A 23,206-nucleotide genomic window follows, 5' to 3' on the forward strand; every position below is an offset into this window, starting at 1 on the left:
CGACCGCTCATGCCCCCTGCGCCTGTGCCCCAGGTGTCTGCACCCGCTGTGCCCGTGCCCCGGGTGCCCGCGCTCGATCTGCTGGTCTGCCGCGAACCGGCTCGCGAGCGGGCTCCTCGTGTGGGGGCCGCCGCGCGGGTCCGGCCGTTCGTCCTCATCGGTCGACTCCGGGCGGTGGACGCGTGAGCATCGCCGCCGGGACGAACGGTGCGGTCGTGTTGCTGCGTGAGTGCGGGCCTGGTGATGGTGATCCGTTCTCGGGGAGTTGGGGTCGGTTGCCGGTGCCGGCTTCTCCGCAGCGGTGGGCGGGTCGGTTTCGTCGGTTGGAGCACCGTCGGGATGAGACATACCGGTCGGTGTACTTGGCGGAGTGTGGGGCGGTGTTGGTGTCGGTGCAGGAGTGGGTGCGGTTGTTGCGCTGCTCGGTCTGTTTTCCGGTGGAAGCCGTGCCGCCGTCCGACGGCGTCGATCCGACGGTGGTGGGTTCGTGATGACGTTGGCCTGGTTTGTGCGGACGGTGCGTACCGGTGATTCCCACCTCGCTGATGCCGGGTGGAACGGCTCCGACCTGATCCGGCCGGTCTGTGCGCCGGAGGTGGAGTTCCGTCCGATGAATCGACGTCCGTTGCGGGTGTGCTTCTACGACGAGCAGCGTTGCCCGCTGTGCCTGGGACACACTGCCGCCCGGCCGACGCCCCCGACCCTGCTGACAGCGGTGTCTTCCTGAACTCCGGGTCTTCCCGACTCGGCAGCCTGCCCGACGCCGCTCACCTCGACATCACTCACCTCGACGCCGCTCACCTCGACACCGGTCTCCGCCGCCTGCCCGATCCGACGGTGCACCCCGTCGAGCGGGCCGAGGACGAGACGCTCCGCCAGATCCGCACCTGCCGATCCTTACCTGGCTTCTCACCTGCCCCGAGACGGCCATCCCTCAGCCGGCCTTCCCTAGGAGAGGACGACGAATGTCCGACACCAGCCCGCATGTCACCACCTCCGCCCCGGCATCGCCGCGTCCCCGGCCGGGCGAGCCGCCCTCTCCGGCGGCTCCGCCGGTGGGAGTCTCTTCATCCCCGGTCGATGTGAGTGGTCGGCCGGTGACTGTCGGTCCGGTGCCTCTTGATGTGGCGGTGGGGGCGCGGGCAGTGTCGGCGGAGCCGTGGGTGATGTGGGAGACGTTGATCGCCGCAGTCCAACGGTGGACGGTGCAGCCTGCGGATGCCTTGCGGAATTGTCATGGGATCTCGGTGTATGACTATCGGCTGTTGCGGTTGTTGGCGCGGGCGCCGCAGCCGATGCGGAAGGCCATTGCGAACACGGCGTTGGATCTGCCGCCCCGGAGCCTGGATCACAGCGTGGTCCGGCTGGCGGATCGGGGCTATCTGACGGTCACGGGTCGGGGCAGCGGGAAGCGGTTGGCGCTGACGGATCTCGGTATCGAGTTTCTGGAGGCGGTGGTGGAGACCCTGCGTTCGGCCACCGCCGATTCGCTGGCGGGGACCTCGTTGGCGCCTGGCGACCGGGCCGTCCTGATCAGCCTGCTCAACCGACTCCGCCGCTGACCCGCCGTCAGCTCTCCGCAGGCGGCAGCGCCAGGTCCTCGAAGAGATAACGCCGCAGCGTCGGGGCCAGCGCGGCCACCACCCACGCCGGATCGGCCGTGCTCATCGGTTCGAGACGCAGCATGTACCGGGTGATGCCCAGGCCGACGATCTGGCTGGCGACCAGCGCGCCGCGCACCCGGGGCTGGTCAACGCCGAGCCTGCCGAGTGCCTCGCCGATGACGAAGCGGCTCAGCGCCGTGCGCAGCATCTCGGCGGCACTCGCCGTCGAGCTGAAGCTGCGGACCAGCGCGGCGAAGCCGTCGGCGTGGTCGTCCCAGATCGAGACGAAGGCGGTGAGGAGCCGTTCCGGTGCCGACTCGCGCTCCCCGTCCAGCACGATGTCGACCAGTATCGACGGGTCGAACGGCAGCTCGACGGCCGCCGTGAACAGCTTCTCCTTGCCGCCGAACCAGTGGTTGACCATCGCGGCGTCGACGCCCGCGCGCTCCGCGATGGCCCGGACGGTCGCCTGCTCGTAGCCGCGTTCGGCGAAGACCTCCTTCGCGGAGCGCAGCAGGACCGCACGGGTGTCGCCGCCGGTTCGCCGTCCTCGGCGGCGGGTGCCGCCCGGTTCGTCCAGTGGGTCAGTCGGGCCGTTCACCGCCTCATCATGTCCCCTGACGGCGGGAGAACGCCCACCGGCACAATGACGTCATGGTGGACGCAACTGGTGGCGGAATCGGCGCGGTCAGCCCGACGCTGGAGGAGTTCCGTGCCCTGGCGGCCGAGCGGCGGGTGATCCCGGTCGTGCGCAAGCTCCTCGCCGACGACGAGACCCCGCTGGGCGTGTATCGCAAACTCGCCGACGACCGACCGGGCACCTTCCTCTTCGAGTCGGCGCAGAACGGACGTTCCTGGTCGCGCTGGTCGTTCATCGGTGTGCACAGTCCGGCCGCCCTGACCGTGCGTGACGGCGAGGCCGTCTGGACCGGCACTCCACCGGTCGGGCTGCCCACCGGCGGCGACCCCCTCACCGCGCTGCGGGACACGCTGCGGGTGCTGCACACCGACCCGTTGCCCGGCCTGCCGCCGCTGCACGGCGGGATGGTGGGCTACCTCGGCTACGACACCGTCCGCAGACTGGAACGCCTGCCGGAGCTGGCCGAGGACGATCTGCACCTCCCCGAACTGGTGATGCTGCTCGCCACCGACCTCGCCGCGCTGGACCACCACGAAGGCACCATCACCCTGATCGCCAACGCGGTGAACTGGGACGACAGCCCGGAACGGCTCGACGCCGCCTATCGGGACGCGCTGGCCAGGCTCGACGAGATGACGGTCCGGCTCGGCGCACCCGCCCCGGCCAGCGTCGCCGTCTACGACCGGCCGAAGCCGGACTTCGTCCGCAGGCGCAGCGAGGCGGAGCACCACGCCGCTGTGCGGGCGGCCCAGGAGGCCATCCGCGCAGGTGAGGCGTTCCAGGTGGTGGTGTCTCAGCGGTTCGAGATGACCACCGACGCCGATGCGCTCGACGTCTACCGGGTACTTCGGGCGACCAATCCGAGTCCGTACATGTACCTGCTGCGCCTGGAGTCGCCGGGGGCGGACGGCCGAGCGGTGCCCTTCGACATCGTCGGCTCCAGCCCCGAATCCCTGGTGACTGTGCGTGATGGCGTGGCGACCACGCACCCCATCGCGGGCACGCGGTGGCGTGGCGCCGACCCGGAGGAGGACGCGCTGCTGGAGAAGGACCTGCTGGCCGACGAGAAGGAGCGGGCCGAGCACCTGATGCTCGTCGACCTCGGCCGCAACGACCTGGGCCGGGTCTGCGCGCCGGGCTCGGTGTCGGTGGTCGAGTTCTTCACCGTGGAGCGCTACAGCCACGTCATGCACATCGTCTCGACGGTCACCGGGCGCCTCGCCGAGGGCCGCACGGCCTTCGACGCGATTGCGGCCTGCTTCCCTGCGGGCACCCTCTCCGGGGCGCCGAAGCCGAGGGCGATGGAGCTGATCGAGGAGCTGGAGCCGACCCGACGCGGGGTCTACGGCGGCGTGGTCGGCTACCTGGACTTCGCGGGCGACGCCGACACCGCGATCGCGATCCGCACCGCGCTGATGCGCGAGGGGACCGCCTACGTGCAGGCGGGCGGCGGGATCGTGGCCGACTCCGACCCGGTCGCCGAGGACCAGGAGACGCTGAACAAGGCAGGCGCGGTGCTGGCGGCGATTGCGACGGCCGAGACGCTGGCGGCGCCCACACCGGCGGGCGACGGGGCGCGGTCTGCGGGGCTGCCCGGCGACGTCGCGAGCCTCGCGGTGCGGAGTTCCGGTGCCTGAGCACGGTCCGGACCCCCGAGAAGTCCCGGACTCCTCGGGTCCGCCGGACTCCCAGGACCCCGCCGGCTCCCCGGACCCCGACTCCCCGGACACCGCCTCCCCGGCCCCCGACCGCCAGGCTCCCGTCACGCAGCCTGAGGCGGGCCGGGACGAGTCCGACCCGACCGCGGCGGACGCGGTGCCGGGCAGCCCCGCTGCGGCGGGCAGGCGGCTGCTCACGGGGTTGGCGCTTCTCCTGGCGGTCTCGGCCGGGCTGCTCTGGTCGGCGACGCTGCTGCCGTGGCTGGTGATCCTTCCCGGCGAGGAGAACCTGACCTCGACGGTCGTCCTGACCGGTGCCGACGCGGCGGGCTGGCTCACCCCGACGGCCCTGCTGGCTCTGGCCGCCGTGGCGGCGCTGGTCGCGCTCGGCGGGCTGCCGCGTCGGATCGTCGGCGGGCTGCTGGTCGTCGCGGGCGCGGCGGTGGTGTGGGCGGCGGTGGTCGGCGGTGACGCCGGGCCCGCCGACGAGATGTCGATCTTCCTCGGGCCGCTCGTCGACCAGACCGTCGACGAGCCGCCCGCGATCCTGCTGGGTCGAGTGGCGGCGGGTGCGGGCGGTCTGACGCTGGCCGCCGCGGGCCTGTGGACCGCGCTGCGGGGCGGAGTGCTGCCGACCCTGGGCAGCCGGTACACCGCGAGAAGAACCGAGCGGACCCCGGTCGAGCCGGACCGTCGGATGTGGGACACGCTGAACGAGGGGACCGACCCGACCGAGGAGGATCGTTGATCCTGCAAACGACCATGCAGGTCGGAGCGCCTGACGGCCTTCCTGCGCTGCGGAATTGTCGGACCCGGTGGCCCGAGCGAAGGGCGAATGGGGTTAGCATCCTGGGAACCCGGCGGCGCGCGAGGGGAGTGGGCGTGATCGAGCGCACGGACGGGCACGTCAACGAGGTGATCTCGTGAACAGTGTCCTGGAGTCAATCCTCGACGGAGTGCGTGCCGACCTCGCGGATCGCGAGGCGGCAGTGCCGTTCGATGAGATCAAGCGGCTGGCCGATCAGGCCAAGCCACCGAAGGACGTCAGAACGGCGCTGTTGGCGCCGGGCATCGGCGTCATCGCGGAGGTGAAGCGGCGCAGCCCGTCCAAGGGGCATCTGGCCGACATCGCCGATCCGGCTGAACTGGCGGCCTCCTATGCGGCGGCGGGTGCGCGGGCGATCAGCGTGCTCACCGAACAGCGACGCTTCGGCGGGTCGCTGGCGGACTTCGACGCGGTTCGCGCCGCCGTCGACGTTCCGTTGCTGCGCAAGGACTTCATCGTCGGCACCTATCAGGTGCACGAGGCGCGAGCGCACGGCGCCGACATCGTGCTGCTGATCGTCGCCGCCCTGGAGCAGAACGCCCTGGAGTCCTTGTTGGACCGGGTGGAGTCTCTCGGGATGACGGCCCTGGTGGAGGTGCACACCGCCGAGGACGCCGACCGCGCCCTGCAGGCGGGTGCCAGCCTGATCGGCATCAACGCTCGTGATCTGCACACCCTGGAGGTGCACCGCGAGGTCTTCGGGCGGATCGCGCCCGGCCTGCCCGCCGAGGTCCTCAAGATCGCGGAGTCCGGGGTCAGAGGGCCGAGTGACCTGATGGCCTATGCCGGCGCCGGGGCGGACGCCGTCCTGGTCGGCGAGGGCCTGGTGGCCAGCGGCGACCCGAAGGCGGCGGTGACGCAGCTCGTCACCGCGGGCTCGCACCCGGCCTGTCCGAGGCCGAGCCGATGAGCGGTGCCGGTGAGGGCACGAAGCCCACGTCGGAAGAGCGGTCCATCGAGCACGAACCGGACGAGAGCGGCCACTTCGGCCCCTACGGCGGCCGGTTCGTGCCCGAGGCGCTGATGTCGGCGTTGGAGGAACTGGCCACGGCCTACGACAAGGCCAGGGTCGACCCGGAGTTCACCGACGAGCTGGCCCGGCTGCTGCGGGACTACACGGGCAGGCCGTCGCCGCTGACCGAGGTGACCCGCTTCGCCGAGCACGCGGGCGGCGGCCGGGTGTTCCTCAAGCGTGAGGACCTCAACCACACCGGCTCACACAAGATCAACAACGTCCTGGGTCAGGCGTTGCTCACCAAGCGGATGGGCAAGTCCAGGGTGATCGCCGAGACCGGAGCGGGGCAGCACGGGGTGGCCACGGCCACCGCCTGCGCCCTGCTCGGGCTCGACTGCGTCGTCTACATGGGCGAGGTCGACACCAGAAGGCAGGCGCTCAACGTCGCCAGGATGCGGCTGCTCGGCGCCGAGGTCATCCCGGTGACGACCGGCTCCCGCACCCTCAAGGACGCCATCAACGAGGCGCTGCGCGACTGGGTCGCCAACGTCGACGACACGCACTACCTGCTGGGCACCGTCGCGGGTCCGCACCCGTTCCCGGTGATGGTCCGCGACTTCCATCGAGTGATCGGCATCGAGGCGCGGGCCCAGATGCTCGACCAGGCGGGCACGCTGCCCGACGCGGTGATCGCCTGCGTCGGCGGCGGATCGAACGCCATCGGCATCTTCCACCCCTTCCTCGGCGACAAGGACGTCGCGCTGATCGGCTTCGAGCCCGCAGGCGAGGGGCTCGACACCGGACGGCACGGCGCCACCCTCACCGCCGGGCTGCCGGGGATGCTGCACGGCGCGCGCTCCTACCTGCTTCAGGACGAGGACGGGCAGACCGTCGAGACGCACTCGATCTCGGCGGGCCTGGACTATCCCGGCGTCGGCCCGGAGCACTCCTGGCTCAAGGACACCGGCCGGGCGGAGTATCGGGCGGTGACCGATGCGGAGGCGATGGACGCCTTCGAGCTGCTGTGTCGCACCGAGGGCATCATCCCGGCCATCGAGTCCGCCCATGCCCTGGCGGGCGCCCTGAAGGTCGGGCGCGAACGGGGCGAGAACGCCGTGCTGCTGGTGAGCCTCTCCGGTCGCGGCGACAAGGACGTGGACACGGCGGCCTCGTGGTTCGGCCTGCTCGGGGAGAAGGAAGCCTGATGAGTCGTCTCGCGCCGATGTTCGCCCAGTGCCGCGCCGAAGGGCGGGCCGCGCTGATCGGCTACCTGCCCGCCGGTTATCCGACGGTGGCGGGCTCCTCGGCGTTGTTCCGGACGATGCTGGACTCCGGCGTCGACCTGGTCGAGATCGGCGTGCCCTACTCCGATCCGGTCATGGACGGTCCCGTGATCCAGCGGGCGGCCGAGTCGGCCCTGCACGGTGGCTTCCGGCTTCGCAACGTCTTCGAGGTCGTGGAGTCGGTGGCCTCGGCGGGCGGGCGGGCCGTGGTGATGACCTACTGGAACCCCGTGCACCGCTACGGGGTGGACGCCTTCGCCAGGGACCTCGCCTCGGCGGGCGGGCTCGGCATGATCACGCCGGACCTCATCCCCGACGAGGCCGACGACTGGATCTCGGCCGCCGACACGCACCGGCTGGACCGCATCTTCCTGATCGCGCCGTCCTCCAGCGAGGAGCGGATCTCGCTGACCGCCGAGGCCTCCAGCGGCTTCGTCTACGCCACCGCCGTGATGGGCGTCACCGGCGCCCGCGACGCGGTGGGCTCCGAGGCCTGGAGCACGGTCCGGCGAGCTCGCGCGCACACCACTCTGCCCATCGGCGTCGGTCTCGGGGTGCGCTCCGGGGATCAGGCCGCCGAGATCGCGGGCTTCTCCGACGCGGTGATCGTCGGCTCGGCCTTCGTCTCGCGGATCGGCGGCGTGGACCGTGAGCTGTCCGGCGCCGAGGCCGAGGTGCGGGAGCTGGCCGTCGAGCTGGCGGCCGGGGTGCGCAGGCGGAGCACGCAGCCTGCCTGACTCGGGTCGACTTCGCCGGGCCGGATCGCGGAATTCACTACTCTGTGTGTTTGACGGTACGCTCCGCGTGTGCAGAAGAGGATCAGTCGGAACCCGTGCCAGGGTGGTGCCGCCGACCCTGGAGGAGGCCCCCGGTCATGGTGGCACCAGCAGAACCCAGCACCAACATCTTCGCCCACGCCGGTCCCTGGACTGCGGCGGCGGTGCTCCAGCTTCCCGAGGATCACGGGCAGCGCATCGAGCTCGTCGACGGCGCGTTGGTCGTGAGCCCGGTGGCAGGCCGAACCCATCAGCGGATTCTGCAACGGCTTCAGATGTCCTTCCTCGCCGCCGTTCCGCCGGAGTACGAGTCGCTGCCCCGGATCAGCGTGCTGCTGGACAGCGGACGGCTGCTCATTCCCGACCTCGCCATCACCAGCGTGCCGGATCGCGACGGTCTCTATCTCGACGCGGCGGACCTGGTGCTGGTCGTCGAGGTGTCCTCGCCCGCGTCGAAGATGTTCGACCGGGCGCTGAAGAAGCAGCTCTACGCGCACGCGGGCATCCCGTTCCTACTGCTGGTGACGCCGATGGCGCAGTCGGTGACGATGACCGTCTTCGAATTGATCGGCGGCGAGTTCCAGGAGACGGCGCGCAGTAGAGACGGCCACCTGGACCTCGAGCGACCCTTTCCGGTGCGGCTCGACCTCAATTGAGTCCCGTCGCCGGGCGACCATGCGTGGGCATTCCCGAGAGTGCCGGATAGTGTGACGGCGTGACCGGTACCGTAACCATGTTCCTGGCGAGCATTCCGAGTCCAGATCAGGGTGTCTGGCGCATCGGACCGCTGTCCCTTCGGGCCTACGCGATCTGCATCCTGATCGGGATCGTCGCGGCGATCTGGTGGGGTGAGCGGCGGTGGGCGGCCCGAGGCGGGGAGCAGGGCACCGTCTTGGACGTCGCCGTCTTCGCGGTTCCGTTCGGGCTCATCGGCGGCAGGCTGTACCACGTCGCCACCGATTACCACCTGTACTTCGGCGAGGGCCGCAACCCGCTGGACATCTTCGCCATCTGGAACGGCGGTCTCGGCATCTGGGGCGCCATCGCCCTGGGCGGGGTCGGCGCCTGGATCGCCTGTCGACGCAGGGGCATCCCGCTGCCGATGATGGCCGACGCGCTGGCACCGGGCATCATCCTGGCGCAGGCCATCGGCAGGCTCGGGAACTGGTTCAACCAGGAGCTCTACGGCGGGCCGACCGATCTGCCCTGGGGCCTGGAGCTGTACCAGCGGATCGATCCGGCGACCGGGTTGGAGGACCAGGTCAACGGCATCGCCGTTGATCACACGCCCATCGCGGTGGTCCACCCGACCTTTCTGTACGAGCTGCTGTGGAACCTCGGCGTCGTGCTGCTGCTCATCTGGGCGGACCGCCGATTCCGGCTGGGCCACGGCCGGGTCTTCGCGCTCTACGTCGCCGGTTACACCCTCGGCCGGTTCTGGATCGAGCTGATGCGAACCGATCAGGCGACGATGATCTTCGGTCAACGCATCAACGTGTTCACCTCGGGCCTGGTCTTCCTCGGCGCGGTGGCCTATCTGATCCTCGCGCGGCGCGGCCGGGAGGACCCGGCACTGGCGCGGGGCACGAACCCCGATCGCGACGGCTCCACGGGGGCCACGGGCGGTGACTCCGACGGTGGCGGCGGCACGGCGGTCGCCGGTGGTGCGGCTGCGACCGACGCCGGGGCGGGCGACCGGCGAGACGCCGGCGGTGCGTCCTCTGAACGGGGTGCCTCGGGGCCGGATGCTTCGGACTCCTCGGGGTCCTCGGGGAGCCGTGCCGAGGTGAGCGTCTCCTCGACCGCCGATGCCGGGGTCTCTTCCGGCTCTTCGTCGTCTTCGTCCTCGTCGGACTCGGGTTCCGGGTCGGACGGCGGCGGTGGCGGCGGTGACTGAACCGGTCGGCTGACTGACTTGGGGACTGCCCGCCGCGCTCTTGCGCGGCGGGCAGTCTTGTTCATCGGGGGGATTCGCGGCGTTTGGAGCGGTCCGCTTCCGGGCGGCTGCGGAGCCGAGGTCTCTGGCGGGCCGCCGATGCCCGCTGCCGAGGTCGACCCCATGCGGCGGCACTCAGACGAGCGCTACTCGGCGCTGAGATATGGTGACGCCGTGTGCCCAGTCAAGGCTGCAAGAATAAATCACAAAAGGATAACGCCCTTCTGAAGCCCCAGGTCGCGAAGGGGTCCTCCCCGCGTAGGCGGGGGTGAGCCGTATCTGAACTGGCCCACGGCGGCCCTGGATGCGTCCTCCCCGCGTAGGCGGGGGTGAGCCGCCCCCCGCACCCCGGAATCGGGGGTGCGGGGGTCCTCCCCGCGTAGGCGGGGGTGAGCCGATCCTGGATCGCCTCATGGCGGCGGACTCGTCGTCCTCCCCGCGTAGGCGGGGGTGAGCCGCGATGGGCGTGGTCATCAATTGAGAAGACCGGGTCCTCCCCGCCCAAGCAGGGGTTGCCGTACGCGCGAGCCGGATAACGGGACCTGCGTGCCCCGAGACGCCACGTCACTCACCGGGAGCAGCTCAGGGTAGAACGACCCTGATCACCGTCCCCCCGAGCAGAGCCGACCGCCCAGGGCGGCCAGCAGGCGCCCGAGGCCCGCCGGGATCTCGCCCACATTCCTCGCGCGACCGCCCTCGGAGCATCCGACCCGAGCGGGCAGAATGGACGCCGGACATGCGGTGTCCCCCGATCGGGGCGCGGCGAGGCAGAGGCACGGCCGAACGGAGGCACGGTGGAGGGCGCTGAGTTGCGCGGGATCGTCGCGATGGACGGGCCGTCGGGGACGGGGAAGTCCACCGTCTCGCGTCGGCTGGCCTTCGGCCTGCGGGCGCGCTACCTGGACACCGGCGCGATGTATCGGGCCGTGACGCTGGCGGTGCTGCGGTCGGGGACCGATCCGGCGGACGCCCCTTCGGTCGCCAGGGTCGCCGCCGAGGCACGGCTGAGTGTGGGCACCGATCCGGAGCGGCCCGAGATCCGGCTCGACGGCGAGGACGTCGCCGCCGAGATCAGGGGCGAGCCGGTGACGCAGGCGGTCTCGGCGGTCGCGGCCGTGCCCGAGGTGCGCGGGCTCCTGGTGGCCCAGCAGCAGGCGGTCATCGCCGAGGCACGCGGTGTCGACGTCGGCATCGTCGTCGAGGGGCGGGACATCGGCGAGGTCGTGGCCCCCGAGGCGGGCCTCAAGGTCTACCTGACCGCCGACGCCGAGGTCAGGGCCCGGCGTCGCAGCGCCCAGGACAGCGCCCAGGGCAGACGGGTGTCGATCGACGAGACCCACGCCGACGTGCGCAGACGGGACGAGTTCGACTCGAGCCGGGCCGTCTCGCCGCTGCGGCGCGGCACCGACGCCGTCGAAGTGGACACGACCCACCTGGACGTGGCCGGGGTGCTGGCGGAGCTGTCCCGCCTCGTCGTCGAGAGCGGCCTCGCCGTCACGAGACCACGGAGCCCCCGATGACCGCCCGCTCCTCGACGGCCGACTCCGAGTCGTCGAGCCCGGCGGTCTCGGCGCTGCCGGAGGGTTCCTGGCGGGCGATGAACCGGGTGGGCCGCTGGATCGGCACGACGATCGGCCGGGTCTTCTTCCGCGTCCGGGTCCACGGACGCGACCAGCTGCCGCGCCGAGGCCCGGTGGTCCTGGTCGCCAACCACAGTTCGCTGATCGACGGGCCGCTGCTGTTCGGCCTGGTCCGGCGGCAGTGCGTGTTCCTGATCAAGCACGAGATGTTCCGGGGGCCGATGGGCTGGGCGCTGCGGCGGATGGGGCAGCTTCCCGTCCGCCGAGGCGAGGCCGATCGGGTGCCGCTGCTGGCCTCGGTCCGGGCCCTGCGTGCAGGCGGGCTGGTCGCGGTGTTCCCCGAGGGGACCAGGGGCAGCGGCGACGTGTCGGGGGCGCACAACGGCGCCGCCTGGTTGGCCAGGTCCTCCGACGCACTCGTTCTGCCGGTGGCCTGCCGTGGCACCCGCCGCCCAGCGGAGTCCGGCCGCAGGTTCCGGCCCAGGGTGGACGTATTGTTCGGGGAAGCCTTCACCGTGCCCTCGGGACGGGGGCGCGCGGCCCTTCACGAGGCGACAGCGCGGGTGCAGGGCGAACTCGCGGAGCTGGTGCGCGAACTCGATCGGCGACTGCTCGCCGAATCGGGCTCGCCCGGCGGAGACAAGGGAGAGAACACGTGACCGGCCTGAACGGGAGCTGGACCGATGAGGCCGAGTGGGAGCTGTCGGCCGACGGTGAAATGGTGGAGGGCTCGGAGGAGGCGGCGCTGCCGCAACCCGTGCTCGCGGTGGTGGGGCGGCCGAACGTCGGCAAGTCGACGCTGGTGAACCGCATCCTGGGCCGCCGAGAGGCGGTGGTGCAGGACATCCCCGGCGTGACCAGGGACCGCGTCGCCTATGACGCGCTGTGGAACGGCCGGAAGTTCACGGTCGTGGACACCGGCGGCTGGGAACCCGACGCCACCGGCCTTCAGGGGGCGGTCGCCGCCCAGGCGGAGCTGGCGATGAGCGCTTCCGACGCCGTGCTGCTGGTGGTCGACGCCACCGTCGGCGCGACGGCCACCGACGACGCCGTGGCCAGGGTGCTGCGCCGCTCGGATCGGCCCGTGCTGGTCGCCGCCAACAAGGTCGACAGCGAGCGGGCCATGGCCGAGGTGCATCAGCTCTGGTCGCTCGGACTCGGCGAGCCGCTGCCCGTCAGCGGTCTGCACGGCCGGGGCTCCGGTGACCTGCTCGACGCCGTGCTGGCGGCGCTGCCGGAGTCGCCGCGAGACCTCGTCGGCCACGGCGGCGGCGGGCCCCGGCGGGTCGCGCTGGTCGGCAAGCCCAACGTCGGCAAGTCGAGCCTGCTCAACAAGCTGGCGGGCGAGCAGCGGGTGGTCGTCGACTCGGTCGCGGGCACGACGGTCGATCCGGTCGACGAGCTGATCGAGCTGGACGGCGAGATCTGGAAGTTCGTCGACACGGCGGGCCTGCGCAAGCGGGTCAACACCGCGAGCGGCACCGAGTACTACGCCTCGCTGCGGACCAAGGCGGCCATCGAGGCCGCCGAGGTGGTCGCGGTGCTGCTGGACGCCAGCGAGCCGATCACCGAGCAGGACCTCCGGGTCATCACCGACATCGTGGAGGCGGGCCGGGCGCTGGTACTGGCCTTCAACAAGTGGGACCTCGTGGACGAGGACCGCCGCACTCAGCTCACCAGGGAACTCGACCGAGGCCTGGTCCGGGTGCCCTGGGCCGAACACGTCAACGTCTCGGCCAGGACCGGCCGCGCGGTGGCGAAACTGGCGCCCGCGCTGCGCAAGGCCCTGGACTCCTGGGACACCAGGGTGCCCACCGGGCAGCTCAACGCCTGGCTGAACGAGCTGATCCAGGCCACCCCGCCGCCGGTTCGGGGCGGCAAGCAGCCCAGGGTCCTCTTCGCCACGCAGGCGCAGACCCGGCCGCCGACGGTGGTGCTGTTCACCACCGGCTTCCTGGAGGCGGGCTACCGACGCTTCCTGGAGCGTCGATTCCGGGAGACCTTCGGCTTCGCTGGCAGCCCGATCCGCTTCTCGATCCGGGTCAGGGAGAAGCGGGGCCAGCGCAAGCCCTGACGACAGCCTGCCGGTGACGACCCGGGCTGGGCAGACGCGAACCAGGTCTCGCCCGGCTCGGGGTGATCACGTCGAATTCTGGCCGGCGGGCCTGCCCGCCTGACCACCTTCCTCGGTGAGTATTCGCTCGACTACGGAACGCTGTTCCGACACCATGGGTGAACACGGAAGGTAAGGATTCGCGCAGTGTCGGTCACCGATATCGTGGCCGGCTCCACCGGGCCCACGCCCTGCTCACCCAGGCACGCCAGGCCACCATCCAGGCCGATGCCGCCATTGCCGACGGCGCGGTCGTCTTCTCCGCCGCCACCCACGGCTCGACACAACCCGAAGTCGCACAGATCAACCAGCTCGCCGTCCGGTCCACCGAGGACGTCCGCGCCGCCCGCGCCCTGCGCGGCGGGGCGCAGGAGATCATCGACGGCTACTGCAGACATATCGCCGGGCACGGGATCGGCGACGCCGAGACGTCGCCCCCAGGCGTTTCGCCTGCCGGACCGGCGGGCCCCTCAGCCTCCTGGCCCGTTGACCCGAACCCGTCGGCAGACGTGTCCTCGAGTGATCCAGAAGTGCGTTATGCGGAGTGGATCACCGAGCTGAAACGCGGCGGAACCAAGATCAGTCCCGCGAGGATCGTCAGGATGATCCGTCACCGATGCGGCCATCTGGTGTGGTTGGAAACCGGAGATCCTGACCACGCCGGACAAGCACACATCCTTCGACCGAAGCGCCGAAAGGAGTTCGCCGACGCGGCGATACCGGAACATGAGATCATCGACGTCGTGTTCCGCTGCCTCCGCCGCGGCCGGTTCGTGGGAAAGCATAAGGCTGCGGAGGTGTACGAGATCGAGATTCACGGCGGGAGCATCCGCATCGCCATCACGATAGGCGACAACGGCTTCATCGTGACAGCGCACCCGATCAGCAGGAAGAGAAAGCTCTCATGACCTCGACGGCGGTGGAACTTGCGATACTGGCCGGGTACGACCAAGACCCCATGTACTTCGACGCGCAGGACGGCGACTTCCACAATCACACGATAGACGAGGCAGCCGAGTACTTCGGATTTAGTGATGATCTGACTCGTGAGCTTCATGAGTGGGATGAGGAACTGCAGGGCACCTTCAATCTCGCCGTCCCGCAGGACTCCGGGTTCCCTTCCCCGCAGCATCGACATGCCTGGATCGAGAAGGGCAAGGAACTCGCTGCCCGCATCAAGCGGGAATCCCCCGTCGTTACGAGCGTGGATTATCAGGCCGACGGCTATTTTCAGGATGGCACGTGCGTGTTCTAAACGCGGTGACGCGGGGACGAGTCATGACGGTGCAGAGGTGATTCAGCTTTCCCGGACACGGACCGCGCCCGGGAGGCGGCGGCGCTCGCCCGCCGCCTCCCGGCTCTGAAAACCGTCAGCGGACGCTGACGTCCACCGTCTCCGTGACGCCGTTGACCGTCACCGACAGCTCGACCTCACCGCGTCGGAGGCCCGCCAGCGTGCCGGTCGCCGGGTCGAAGGACGCGACGTGCCACGGCCGAGGCCGGTCCTTCGGTCGGTCCGACTCGACGATGTGCAGGCTCCGCGAGCCCGACCAGTCCGCGCTGACCGGATAGGCCACCGGCACCTCGCGATCCTCCTGCCGGACCAGCGTCGTCACGGTCTCGCTGTCGTCCCTGCCGATGCGTTCCGGCGCGGTCAGCACCAGCTCGTCGACATGTGGGCGCAGCTCGAAGCGGACCGCCTCGTCGCGATCGGCAGGCCGCATCTGCACCAGGCTCCAGCCGGTGAACCCGCCCTGATCGACGGGACCCGACGGCGACTTGCCGGCGTTGCCGTTAACCAGCCTCGGCACTCCGTCCACTCGATCGGCGTGGAACCGGCCCGCGTGGGAGGCCACCAGCGCCGTCGGCTTGCCTGCGGCGTCCTCGAACTCGCTCAGCCAGTCCAGGAGCAGCTCGGCTTCGCGTTGGTCGCCGAGCTGGGAGTTTCCGGCCGTGCCGGGGTCGTCGGTCGGATGGTGCAGCGCGACGAGCACGCCCTTGACGGACCTGTCCTCCTCGGCCGCGTCCAGTTCGGCGCGCAGCATCTCGATCTGATCGAACCCGCCGCCGCGCAGGGTGCCGCGCGAGCTGTCCAGCAGGATCAGCCGGATCCCGTCGTGGTCCACTCGCTGAGAAGTCTCCCCGAACACGGCCTCGAACTCGGAGGTGTCACCGGGGCCGGACACCTCGTGATTGCCGGGCAGGTAGTACCAGGGGACCTGCTCGCCCAGCTCCTCGTCCAGCACCGCACGGGCCAGCTCGAAGTCGGGCGCCGTGCCCCGGTCGACCAGGTCGCCGTTGATCAGGACGAGATCGGGCTCCGCCGCGAGGGCCTCTTGCAGCGTCCGGCGAGCCTGGGCGACCAGCGGGCCCGCCGGGTCGTCGGCGGTGAACTGGGCGTCGCTGACCACGGCGACCCGCAGGGCTCCCCGCTCGGGGGCCAGCACGTCGTCGACCACGACGGCGGCGTCCGGGGAGACCGGCTCGGGCGGCACGTCGGCCACCGGGGAGACGGCGGCGGTCAGGTCGTCGAACACGACCCGGCCCTCGTACTGCCGATCGCGGTCGGTCTCCACCAGATAGAAACGCTGGAGTCGCACGGGGGCCGCCAGCCCGGCGGGCAGCTCGGTCTCGACATACCGCCAGCCCGTCCAGTCCACCGAAGCGGCCAGGCCCAGCACGGCGGGGGAGTCCGCGCCGTCGCGCAGTTCCAGCCGCAGCCACGCGCCGTTGCCGTCGCCGTTGACCCAGAGGCCGATGCGCTGCGTGCCCTCGGGCAGCGGCGTCTGCGGTACCGCGTTGACGTAGGCGGCGCGGGTCGCGGTGGTGCCGGTCAGCCGGTAGTCCAGGGCCACGCCCTGCGTGTCGTCGCGGCCGTCGGCGAGTGAGACGGCCGAGCCGACGACGGCGGGGAAGGCCGAGGCCTGCCAGCCGTCGAGCGAGTCCAGCGGGTCGAGCACCTGCTGTTCGGTGCCGACCGTGACGCCGATCCGGGCCGTGAGGTCGCCTGCGGTCGCGGTGATCACCGTCGAGCCGGAGTCGACCAGCGCGGTGACGGCGAATCCGTCGTCGGCAGGCTCGACCCGCACCACGTCCGCATCGAAGTCGAGTCGCAGGTCATCCGGTTCCACCCAGGTGCTGAACCCGTCGGCGTCGCTGCCGAGCACGCGAACCTGGCTGGTGACCTCGGCCCCGGACAGCGCCACCTGGCCGACGTCGCCCCGCAGCCGCACCGGCCTGCCCAGCACGTCCAGCTCGGTGGTGCCCTGGAGCCTGCCCGTCGCGGCGGTCACGGTCGTCGTCTCGCCGATCCGGTCGGCGCGGTCGCGCGCGACGAACACCCCGTCGGTCACCCGGCCGTTGCCCGGCCGGTGCACCCGCCAGCGGGGCGTCGCCTCCACCGGGGCGCCGCTCTCGTCGTGCCCGAGGGCGTCGAGCCGCCTGCTCAGGCCCGCCAGCACCCGATGGGAGTCCGGCCCGGCCACGGCGGGTTCGACGCGGTAGCCGGTCAGCCGTCCGCTGCCCTCGGCAGTGCGCAGGCCCAGTCCGTTGGGCACCAGCCGCTCACCGCCGTCGGAGGGCGAGTTGTGCACCGCCGCCTCGGCGTCGCCGACCTTCCTGGCCAGCAGCGTGGAGGAGCCGCCGCCGTCGAGGTTCAGCGCCTCGTGCGCGCCGAGGGAGTGCAGGTGGTGCGCCAGCTCCAGCTCGGTCATGCCTCGGCTGGTCGACTGCCGACCGTCGACGCTGACGAGCCAGAAGCGGGAGCCGTCCTCGGAGAAGCCCACGGCGGTCCGAGGGTGCGCTGCGACGTTGTCGACCGGCTGCACCTCTCCGTCGCGGACCAGGACCCGGTTGCCGCCCACCGCGACGGCGATCTCGGCCGCGTCGGCGCGGGGCGCCAGGCCGACCTCCACCGCATCGCCCTCGACCAGCGCGTCGAGCGCCGTGGCACCCGCGTCCCTGGCGAGCAGGATCTGGGTGCCCTCGGCGATCGGCCCGTCGCCGGGCGCCGTGCGGATCGCGGACACCCGGCCGTCGACCAGTTCCACCTCGCGCACCTCGGCCGCTCCCGACGTCGCCGTGACGCGGCTGGTCGAGCCCCATGCCGGGGTGAACACGCCGATGCCGTCCCGGGCGATCACAGGCGAGTTCAGGTTGCTGCCCGTCAGCACCGTGCCGTCGGGCAGCGTGAGGCGAGCCGCGAGGAACACCTCGGTGAGGGCGGCCCTGCGGTCCTCGGTGAATGCCGCCGTGAGGTTGTGGCCCGCCGCCGGGGCATGGCGCAGCTCGCCGTCGTCGATGCCGACGCCCAACGGCGCACCGGTCGCGTTGATGTCGAAGAAGTCTCCGTTGACCCCGGCCACCGCGCCCGCCTCGGCGAGCTGCTCGGACAGCGGAGTCCGGTCCGCCACGGTGCCGGGGTGCAGGTAGACGGGCTCCAGGCTCGTCTCGGACAGCTCGGCGGTCAGCACGTCGCCGCGAATCCACCCGGCCGGGTCGAAGCGGTCGAACTCGGTGAGTTCGATGCCGGGGGCGACCTGGGTGGTCACGCTGTCGGTGGTGAAGCCCGATTGCGGGGTGGCGGTCGGGTCGATCGACGTCCGCAGCGCGGACTCACCGGACGAGGACGCGGCGGGTGCGTCCTCCACGGGCGGCGCGACGGCCGTGCCGTCCACCGCACCCGCTCCGGTGCTCGCCGCGAGCAGCAGCAGCGCGGAGACGGCGGTGATCCCGACGCCTCGGCGCGCGCGACCTGCCGACCGGGGCATCGGGGCCTCGGGCGCCTGCCTGCTGCGTAGGGCCGCCCCGATGGCGTCCGAGGTGCGGCGTACTCCTGCCGAATCGCTGCCGTCCGGTCTTCGCGGGCTGCCGGACCCGTCCGAGGGTCTGGCTCCGTCGGCTCCGTCCGACTCCGCCGTGTCCGTGCTGCCCCTTGCGTCGACTCGTCGCCGCATGTCCTCCCCTTCACGCCGAACCGGTGCTGCGACCGCCGAGCACAGTCGACCGAGGCGACCGGGGCCTGTCTCGGACGTGACCAGGGCGGGAACAGTGGACGATCTCGCCTTTCACTCTGGTCGAACGGCCGCCGCCAGCGACTCCGCTCATCGGGGGAAGCGCGCGCCGGAAGGCAGTCGAGACGAGGAGTCGCCAAGGTGAACGCAGTGCGGGCGGCGGCGATGAATCCACCGCCGCCCGCCGACCACTGTGGACGACAGGGCCGCGGACCGCCTGCCGTACGGTGCGCTCTGCGGCCCGTCGCTCTCGGCGATCGGGGGCTCGGCGATCAGCGTTCGGTAGCGAGGGCGCCGGGCCTGCACTCGCCGAGAGAGGTCCCCGGCGTCAGCTCCCAGCGAGGGAGAGGCCCGCTCGGGAGAGGTGTTCGCCGACCGCGGCGATCTCGGCAGAGTCCAGCGGAACCATGGGCAGGCTGGTGGTGCCGTGCCGGATCACCCCGCGCAGGACGAGCGCGGCCTTGAACGCGCCGATCGCCGAGGAGTAGCGGCCCATCCGATCGGCAGGCGCGACCCCGATCAGACCGAACAGCGCACGCAGCCGCTGCTGCTCGCGCAGCGCCTCGTCCCAGTCGCCTGCCGCCGCCGCCCGGTGCAGCCGGACGTAGCCGTGCGGGTCCACATTGCCCAGTCCTGGCACCAGACCCGCCGCGCCGCAGCGCAGCCCCAGATCGGCCACGGTCTCGGAGCCGCTGAAGACCCGGAAGCCGGGGATGTCGCCGACGAGGTCGAGCACGGCGCGCAGACCGTCGAGGTCCCCGCTGGAGTCCTTCAACCCGTCGAGAGTGCCCTCCGCCGCCAGCTCGCCTACCGTCGCCGCGTCGAGTTTGGTGTGCACGGCGCTGGGGATGTCATAGCCGATCAGCGGCAGGTCGACCTCGGCCCGAATCGTCCGGAAGTGCCTGCGGATCTCCACCGGATGAGTGGGGGAGTAGAAGGGCACCGTCGCCACCAGGCCGTCGGCGCCCAGCGCCGCCGCCGCGCGGGCGTGGTCGAGGACCCGAGGGGTGGACATGTCGACGACGCCCGCGAGCACCGGCACCTGCCCGGCGGCCGCGCCGACCACCACCTCCAGGGTGCGTCTGCGCAGCTCGTCCGGCAGGTAGGCGGCCTCCCCCGTGGAGCCGCCGACGAACAGGCCGAGGACGCCCGCGTCCAGCAGATGGGCGACCAGCCGTTCGAGCGAATCGACGTCGAGTTCCTGATCCGGCGTCAGCGGCGTGCACAGCGGGGGCACCACGCCCCCGTCGACGAGCGGTCGGGCTGCGGTGGTCGGCTTGCTCATGAGGTTCGGCCTCCGGTCGGCGAGTCTGGTTCGGTCGTGTCCTGCGGCGCGGCGGGTCCGGCCGCGCCTGCGTCGTCGGGGCCGTCGGCCCCTTCGGCGTCGTCCGCCGCCGAGTCGGCGCTCCGGCCTGCGGGAGTTCGGAGTTCCGGCGCGATCTGGTCCTCGGCGACGGTGAGGTCGACGGCCGCGGAGTCGTCGCCGAAGAGCCGCTGCACTCGGGCGGGGGCGTCCACCGCGATGAGCACGATCACCACGAGCGTCAGGCTGAACGCCAGGCCGCCGAGGGCGGTCGCCAGGCTGGTCCGCTCGGCGATCTGCGCACCGAGGATCGGCGCCACGGCGCCGCCCAGCGCCCCGACGTTGTAGGTGAAGCCCAGCCCGCCCGCACGGGTGCTGGTGTCGAAGTAGCCGCTGACCAGCTTCGGCAGGATTCCGGAGATGCCCTGGCCCAGCGCCTGCTGACAGAACAGCAGCACCCCGAGCAGCAGTAGTTGATCCCCGCCGATGGCGAACACCGGGAGGATGAACAGCAGCGAGGCGAGCAGCGTCAGGCTGTAGGCGCGACGGGTGCCCAGCCAGTCGCCGACGAAGCCCGCGAGACAGCAGCCCACCGCCGTGCCGAAGCCCGCGAAGAACAGGACCTCGCTGACCTGGGCGGGGTCATAGCCGAGGTCGGTCTTGAGATAGGTCGGCAACAGGGCCTGGATCGGCCACGAGTACAGGAACGCGCAGAAGACCACGACGATCAGCGTCAGCATCATCGGGCTGCGTGAGCCCGCGAACTGGATGGTGAAGGCGCCCAGACCCGCGACGGTCACGGCGATCGACACCCACGTGAGCACGCCCGTCGCGCCGCCGGTGAACAGGAAGAACAGCGCGAGCGACACCGCGATCGTCAGCACGATGTTGATCAGCCTGTTCCGGCCGCCGTACAGGACGCTGACGAAGTCGCGTTCGCCGGTTCCGTCGCGTCTCTCGGCCTGATGCTGCCAGTCCGGCGTCTCCGGAAGACTCCGGCGCAGCCAGAGTGCCAGCAGGATCGGCAGCAGGCCGAGCAGGAACAGCGCGCGCCAGCCGAACTCGGGCACGATGAAGCGGTAGGCCTGCGCCGCGAGCACCCCGCCGAGCGAGAAGCCCGAGATGAGGAAGCCGCTGGCGCGGTTGCGCAGGGCGCGCGGCCAGCTCTCGATCACGTAGGTGGCGCTGGCGCTGTACTCGCCCGCCATGCCCATGCCGACGACGAGCCGCGCCACGAACAGCGGCCAGTAGCCCCAGGCGAGTCCGCAGGCGAAGGTGCCGACGGAGTAGAGCACGATGCTCAACACCATCGCGGGCCGTCGTCCGTAGCGGTCGCCGATCGCACCGAGGGCCAGCCCGCCGAACCACCGGGAGATGAACGCCGCCGAGATCAGGCTCGCCGCCTCGACGGTGGACAGTTCGAACTCGGCCGCGACCTCGGTGAGTACCAGTGCGATGAGGACGAAGTCGAAGCCGTCCATCGCATAGCCGAGCCATGCGGCGAAGAACGCCTTCCAGTCTTTCCTCGTGAGCTGGTGATACCACCGGGGACGGCCGCGAGTGTGCTGCGGATCCATCAGAGCCTCCTTGCTCCGCTGGCAGACATCCCACCTGGGAGGTGGGATGTCTGGGCAAGGTACTGTGGTGCCCACACCCGTGGCAAGAGGGATGGCGCGTGACTGCGAACGGCCGGCGGCTGCAAGACCGGATCATCGATCTCATCATCGACAGTGGACTGACACCGGGCTCCCCGCTGCCCACCGAGAACCAGCTCGTCGACGAACTCGGCGTGGGGCGCAACTCGGTGCGGGAGTCACTGCGGGCACTGAGCACCCTGGGCATCGTCGACATCAGGCACGGTTACGGCACCTTCGTGGGCGCGGCGCCGATCACCGCCTTCACTCCCGGCCTGCTGTTCCGCGCCCGCCAGTCGATGCGGCACGACGCCTCGGTGCTGCGGGATCTGATGGAGGTCCGGCGGGTCCTGGAGATGTCGCTGGTCGAGGCCGTGGTGGCCCGCGCCGACGAGGACCTGGTCGGCGAACTGGATGCGCTGGTGGCGGCGATGGAGTCCGGCGATCTCGTCGAGACCGATCAGCGGTTCCACGAGACGCTGTTCCGGCCGCTGGACAACGAGATCGCCCTGGAGCTGATCGGTCTGTTCTGGACGGTCTACCACCGCGTGGAGGCCGAACTCGACCCGCCGAGGCCCGGCCGCGCCGAGATCTGCCACGAGCATCGGACGATCGTCGAGGCCGTGCGGGCGGGCGATCCGGTCGCCGCCCGCGACGCCCTCGGCGCGCATTTCGTGGACATCGAGGAGCGGGTGGCGCGGTTGATCCGGCAGAGCGCGGACGCCGACTGAGTCCCTCGGGAGTCGGGGTGAGTCCGGGGTCAGGGCCGTGCGAACCACACTCCACTCGATCGATATCTTGCTCGAATCGAACTTGTGTTCGATAGTCGTGTCATGGTCATTCACACGTTCACCGCACTCGCCGTTCTCGCCGTTCTCACGGTGCTCGCCGCCCTGGTCAGGCGGCGCGATCACGCCCGCCTGGTGTTGCCGGGATCGACGATCGTGCCGGTGGTGCGCCCGGTCGGCGTCGCGCGGGCCGGCTCGACATCCCCTGTGCGGCACCCTCGAAGTCAGGCGCCGTCGACGACTGCGCCCTCGGCTATCGGCGAGGTCGGGGTCGCGTCGGCCGGTGCGAGGTTGATCGCGCGGTGGATGTTCGCGCCGTGGTCCGCATCACCGCCGATCGCTCGGCCGAGACCGGGTGCGCGTCCCGCATCCGTCCGCAGCCACGCAGCGTCTCCGTTCGCGCCCCGAGACGGGCCGGGCCGACGTCAGCTCGCGGGCTCGTCCTGAGGTTCCGGCCTGGTGGCGGGGCGGTACTCGGTCAGCAGCGTGACCAAAATCAGCAGGACGACGCCACAGGTCAGCAGCGCGTCGGCGATGTTGAACGTCGGGAACCAGCCGGTGTGCAGGTAGTCGGTGACCGCCCCGTCGTCGATGCGGTCGATGAGGTTCCCCGTTGCGCCTGCGAGGATCATGGCTAAGGCCAGCCGCGCCGAGTTCGGCACCTCGGGAGCCGTGCGCCACGCATAGACGGCGATGCCCAGCGTCACCGCGCCGGTGACGGCGATGACCACCCACGCAGGCAGCGAGGCGCCCATGCTGAAGGAGATGCCGGGGTTGTAGGCCAGCCGCATGCTGAGGATGCCGAGATCGGGACCGGCCGGGTGGGCTTGCTCGACGAGGTGCTTGACGAAGAGGTCGATCGCGGCCAGCGTCGCCGCGATCGCAGCGATCACCAGACGGACACGGGCGGGCCGGACCACCGTCTCGGCGGCGGGGGCGGATGCGGCGGTGGTCACCCGAGGGACTTTACCCATCGGCCCCTCGTCTGCGGAGCGGGCTTCGTCACCAGGGCTCGGTAATTGCAGTAGCGGCGTCGCGAAGGATGGCGCCGCGCGAGGTCCCGTCGCGGCTCCCTACGGCTCCTTGGCAAGCCTGGCA

Annotated in this window: 20 protein-coding genes; 15 read left to right on the plus strand and 5 right to left on the minus strand. The window is 71.2% G+C overall.

Features of this window, described 5'->3' with window-relative positions:
* Positions 1 to 490: 490 nt before the first annotated feature.
* The gene (locus tag UA75_RS10040) at positions 491 to 727 is read left to right on the plus strand and encodes a hypothetical protein (protein ID WP_075740010.1); all 237 of its coding nucleotides are present in this window, start codon (positions 491 to 493) and stop codon (positions 725 to 727) included.
* Positions 728 to 1,112: 385 nt separating this feature from the next.
* Positions 1,113 to 1,562 (plus strand): MarR family winged helix-turn-helix transcriptional regulator, encoded by a 450-nt coding sequence (locus tag UA75_RS10045; RefSeq protein WP_157434093.1) that lies wholly within the window; start codon positions 1,113 to 1,115, stop codon positions 1,560 to 1,562.
* A 7-nt stretch (positions 1,563 to 1,569) separates the two neighbouring features.
* Here UA75_RS10045 and UA75_RS10050 read toward each other — a convergent pair whose 3' ends face one another.
* Positions 1,570 to 2,205, minus strand: coding sequence for a TetR family transcriptional regulator (locus tag UA75_RS10050; RefSeq protein WP_232237707.1), 636 nt, complete (start codon positions 2,203 to 2,205; stop codon positions 1,570 to 1,572).
* 53 nt (positions 2,206 to 2,258) lie between these two features.
* On the opposite strand from UA75_RS10050, the gene UA75_RS10055 reads away from it, so the two are divergent.
* The 12 genes from UA75_RS10055 to UA75_RS10110 all read left to right on the plus strand — a co-directional run bounded on the left by UA75_RS10055 (position 2,259) and on the right by UA75_RS10110 (position 14,626).
* On the plus strand, positions 2,259 to 3,881 hold the full coding sequence (locus UA75_RS10055; RefSeq protein ID WP_075740012.1) for an anthranilate synthase component I: 1,623 nt from the start codon (positions 2,259 to 2,261) through the stop codon (positions 3,879 to 3,881).
* A complete protein-coding gene (locus UA75_RS10060; RefSeq protein WP_075740013.1) occupies positions 3,874 to 4,650 on the plus strand; it encodes a Trp biosynthesis-associated membrane protein in 777 nt (258 codons plus the stop codon). Before UA75_RS10055 ends, UA75_RS10060 begins: the two co-directional genes overlap by 8 nt.
* Before the next feature lie 175 nt (positions 4,651 to 4,825).
* Positions 4,826 to 5,638 (plus strand): indole-3-glycerol phosphate synthase TrpC, encoded by an 813-nt coding sequence (gene trpC / locus UA75_RS10065; RefSeq protein ID WP_075740014.1) that lies wholly within the window; start codon positions 4,826 to 4,828, stop codon positions 5,636 to 5,638.
* Positions 5,635 to 6,888 (plus strand): tryptophan synthase subunit beta, encoded by a 1,254-nt coding sequence (trpB, locus tag UA75_RS10070; RefSeq protein WP_075740015.1) that lies wholly within the window; start codon positions 5,635 to 5,637, stop codon positions 6,886 to 6,888. The genes trpC and trpB overlap by 4 nt, the downstream gene beginning before the upstream one ends.
* A complete protein-coding gene (trpA, locus tag UA75_RS10075; RefSeq protein WP_075740016.1) occupies positions 6,888 to 7,703 on the plus strand; it encodes a tryptophan synthase subunit alpha in 816 nt (271 codons plus the stop codon). Before trpB ends, trpA begins: the two co-directional genes overlap by 1 nt.
* A 137-nt stretch (positions 7,704 to 7,840) precedes the next feature.
* A complete protein-coding gene (locus UA75_RS10080) occupies positions 7,841 to 8,398 on the plus strand; it encodes a Uma2 family endonuclease (protein ID WP_075740017.1) in 558 nt (185 codons plus the stop codon).
* Positions 8,399 to 8,475: 77 nt separating this feature from the next.
* On the plus strand, positions 8,476 to 9,639 hold the full coding sequence (lgt, locus tag UA75_RS10085; RefSeq protein WP_083690664.1) for a prolipoprotein diacylglyceryl transferase: 1,164 nt from the start codon (positions 8,476 to 8,478) through the stop codon (positions 9,637 to 9,639).
* Positions 9,640 to 10,472: 833 nt separating this feature from the next.
* Complete coding sequence (cmk, locus tag UA75_RS10090) at positions 10,473 to 11,198, plus strand: (d)CMP kinase (RefSeq protein WP_075740018.1); 726 nt, start codon at positions 10,473 to 10,475, stop codon at positions 11,196 to 11,198.
* Positions 11,195 to 11,917, plus strand: coding sequence for a lysophospholipid acyltransferase family protein (locus UA75_RS10095; RefSeq protein ID WP_075743634.1), 723 nt, complete (start codon positions 11,195 to 11,197; stop codon positions 11,915 to 11,917). The genes cmk and UA75_RS10095 overlap by 4 nt, the downstream gene beginning before the upstream one ends.
* A complete protein-coding gene (gene der, locus UA75_RS10100; protein ID WP_083683078.1) occupies positions 11,914 to 13,332 on the plus strand; it encodes a ribosome biogenesis GTPase Der in 1,419 nt (472 codons plus the stop codon). The genes UA75_RS10095 and der overlap by 4 nt, the downstream gene beginning before the upstream one ends.
* A gap of 158 nt (positions 13,333 to 13,490) precedes the next feature.
* Positions 13,491 to 14,279 (plus strand): hypothetical protein, encoded by a 789-nt coding sequence (locus UA75_RS31675; protein ID WP_083683079.1) that lies wholly within the window; start codon positions 13,491 to 13,493, stop codon positions 14,277 to 14,279.
* Positions 14,276 to 14,626, plus strand: coding sequence for a hypothetical protein (locus UA75_RS10110; RefSeq protein ID WP_075740019.1), 351 nt, complete (start codon positions 14,276 to 14,278; stop codon positions 14,624 to 14,626). Before UA75_RS31675 ends, UA75_RS10110 begins: the two co-directional genes overlap by 4 nt.
* A gap of 115 nt (positions 14,627 to 14,741) precedes the next feature.
* Here the strand turns inward: UA75_RS10110 and UA75_RS10115 are convergent, their stop codons facing one another.
* The 3 genes from UA75_RS10115 to UA75_RS10125 all read right to left on the minus strand — a co-directional run bounded on the left by UA75_RS10115 (position 14,742) and on the right by UA75_RS10125 (position 21,263).
* On the minus strand, positions 14,742 to 18,140 hold the full coding sequence (locus tag UA75_RS10115) for a phosphodiester glycosidase family protein (RefSeq protein ID WP_075743636.1): 3,399 nt from the start codon (positions 18,138 to 18,140) through the stop codon (positions 14,742 to 14,744).
* Between the two features lie 571 nt (positions 18,141 to 18,711).
* Positions 18,712 to 19,668, minus strand: a complete 957-nt coding sequence (locus UA75_RS10120; protein ID WP_075740020.1) for a dihydrodipicolinate synthase family protein — start codon at positions 19,666 to 19,668, stop codon at positions 18,712 to 18,714.
* Positions 19,665 to 21,263, minus strand: a complete 1,599-nt coding sequence (locus UA75_RS10125; RefSeq protein ID WP_083683080.1) for an MFS transporter — start codon at positions 21,261 to 21,263, stop codon at positions 19,665 to 19,667. Before UA75_RS10125 ends, UA75_RS10120 begins: the two co-directional genes overlap by 4 nt.
* Before the next feature lie 98 nt (positions 21,264 to 21,361).
* Here UA75_RS10125 and UA75_RS10130 point away from each other — a divergent pair, with 98 nt between their 5' ends.
* Positions 21,362 to 22,051, plus strand: coding sequence for a FadR/GntR family transcriptional regulator (locus tag UA75_RS10130; protein WP_075740021.1), 690 nt, complete (start codon positions 21,362 to 21,364; stop codon positions 22,049 to 22,051).
* Between the two features lie 482 nt (positions 22,052 to 22,533).
* Here UA75_RS10130 and lspA read toward each other — a convergent pair whose 3' ends face one another.
* Positions 22,534 to 23,064, minus strand: a complete 531-nt coding sequence (gene lspA, locus UA75_RS10140) for a signal peptidase II (protein ID WP_232237709.1) — start codon at positions 23,062 to 23,064, stop codon at positions 22,534 to 22,536.
* Between the last annotated feature and the right edge of the window lie 142 nt (positions 23,065 to 23,206).

Origin of the sequence: Actinoalloteichus sp. GBA129-24 (assembly GCF_001941645.1) — a bacterium.
Taxonomy (GTDB): domain Bacteria; phylum Actinomycetota; class Actinomycetes; order Mycobacteriales; family Pseudonocardiaceae; genus Actinoalloteichus_A; species Actinoalloteichus_A fjordicus.

Excerpts from the sequence above, each read along its gene's own strand:
- UA75_RS10040 (WP_075740010.1), top strand. The coding sequence starts at position 491 with ATGACGTTGGCCTGGTTTGTGCGGACGGTGCGTACCGGTGATTCCCAC.
- UA75_RS10080 (WP_075740017.1), top strand. The coding sequence starts at position 7,841 with ATGGTGGCACCAGCAGAACCCAGCACCAACATCTTCGCCCACGCCGGT.
- lgt (WP_083690664.1), top strand. The coding sequence starts at position 8,476 with ATGTTCCTGGCGAGCATTCCGAGTCCAGATCAGGGTGTCTGGCGCATC.
- UA75_RS10120 (WP_075740020.1), bottom strand. The coding sequence starts at position 19,668 with ATGAGCAAGCCGACCACCGCAGCCCGACCGCTCGTCGACGGGGGCGTG.
- trpA (WP_075740016.1), top strand. The coding sequence starts at position 6,888 with ATGAGTCGTCTCGCGCCGATGTTCGCCCAGTGCCGCGCCGAAGGGCGG.
- trpB (WP_075740015.1), top strand. The coding sequence starts at position 5,635 with ATGAGCGGTGCCGGTGAGGGCACGAAGCCCACGTCGGAAGAGCGGTCC.
- UA75_RS10115 (WP_075743636.1), bottom strand. The coding sequence starts at position 18,140 with ATGCCCCGGTCGGCAGGTCGCGCGCGCCGAGGCGTCGGGATCACCGCC.
- UA75_RS10095 (WP_075743634.1), top strand. The coding sequence starts at position 11,195 with ATGACCGCCCGCTCCTCGACGGCCGACTCCGAGTCGTCGAGCCCGGCG.
- UA75_RS10110 (WP_075740019.1), top strand. The coding sequence starts at position 14,276 with ATGACCTCGACGGCGGTGGAACTTGCGATACTGGCCGGGTACGACCAA.
- UA75_RS10055 (WP_075740012.1), top strand. The coding sequence starts at position 2,259 with ATGGTGGACGCAACTGGTGGCGGAATCGGCGCGGTCAGCCCGACGCTG.
- UA75_RS10125 (WP_083683080.1), bottom strand. The coding sequence starts at position 21,263 with ATGGATCCGCAGCACACTCGCGGCCGTCCCCGGTGGTATCACCAGCTC.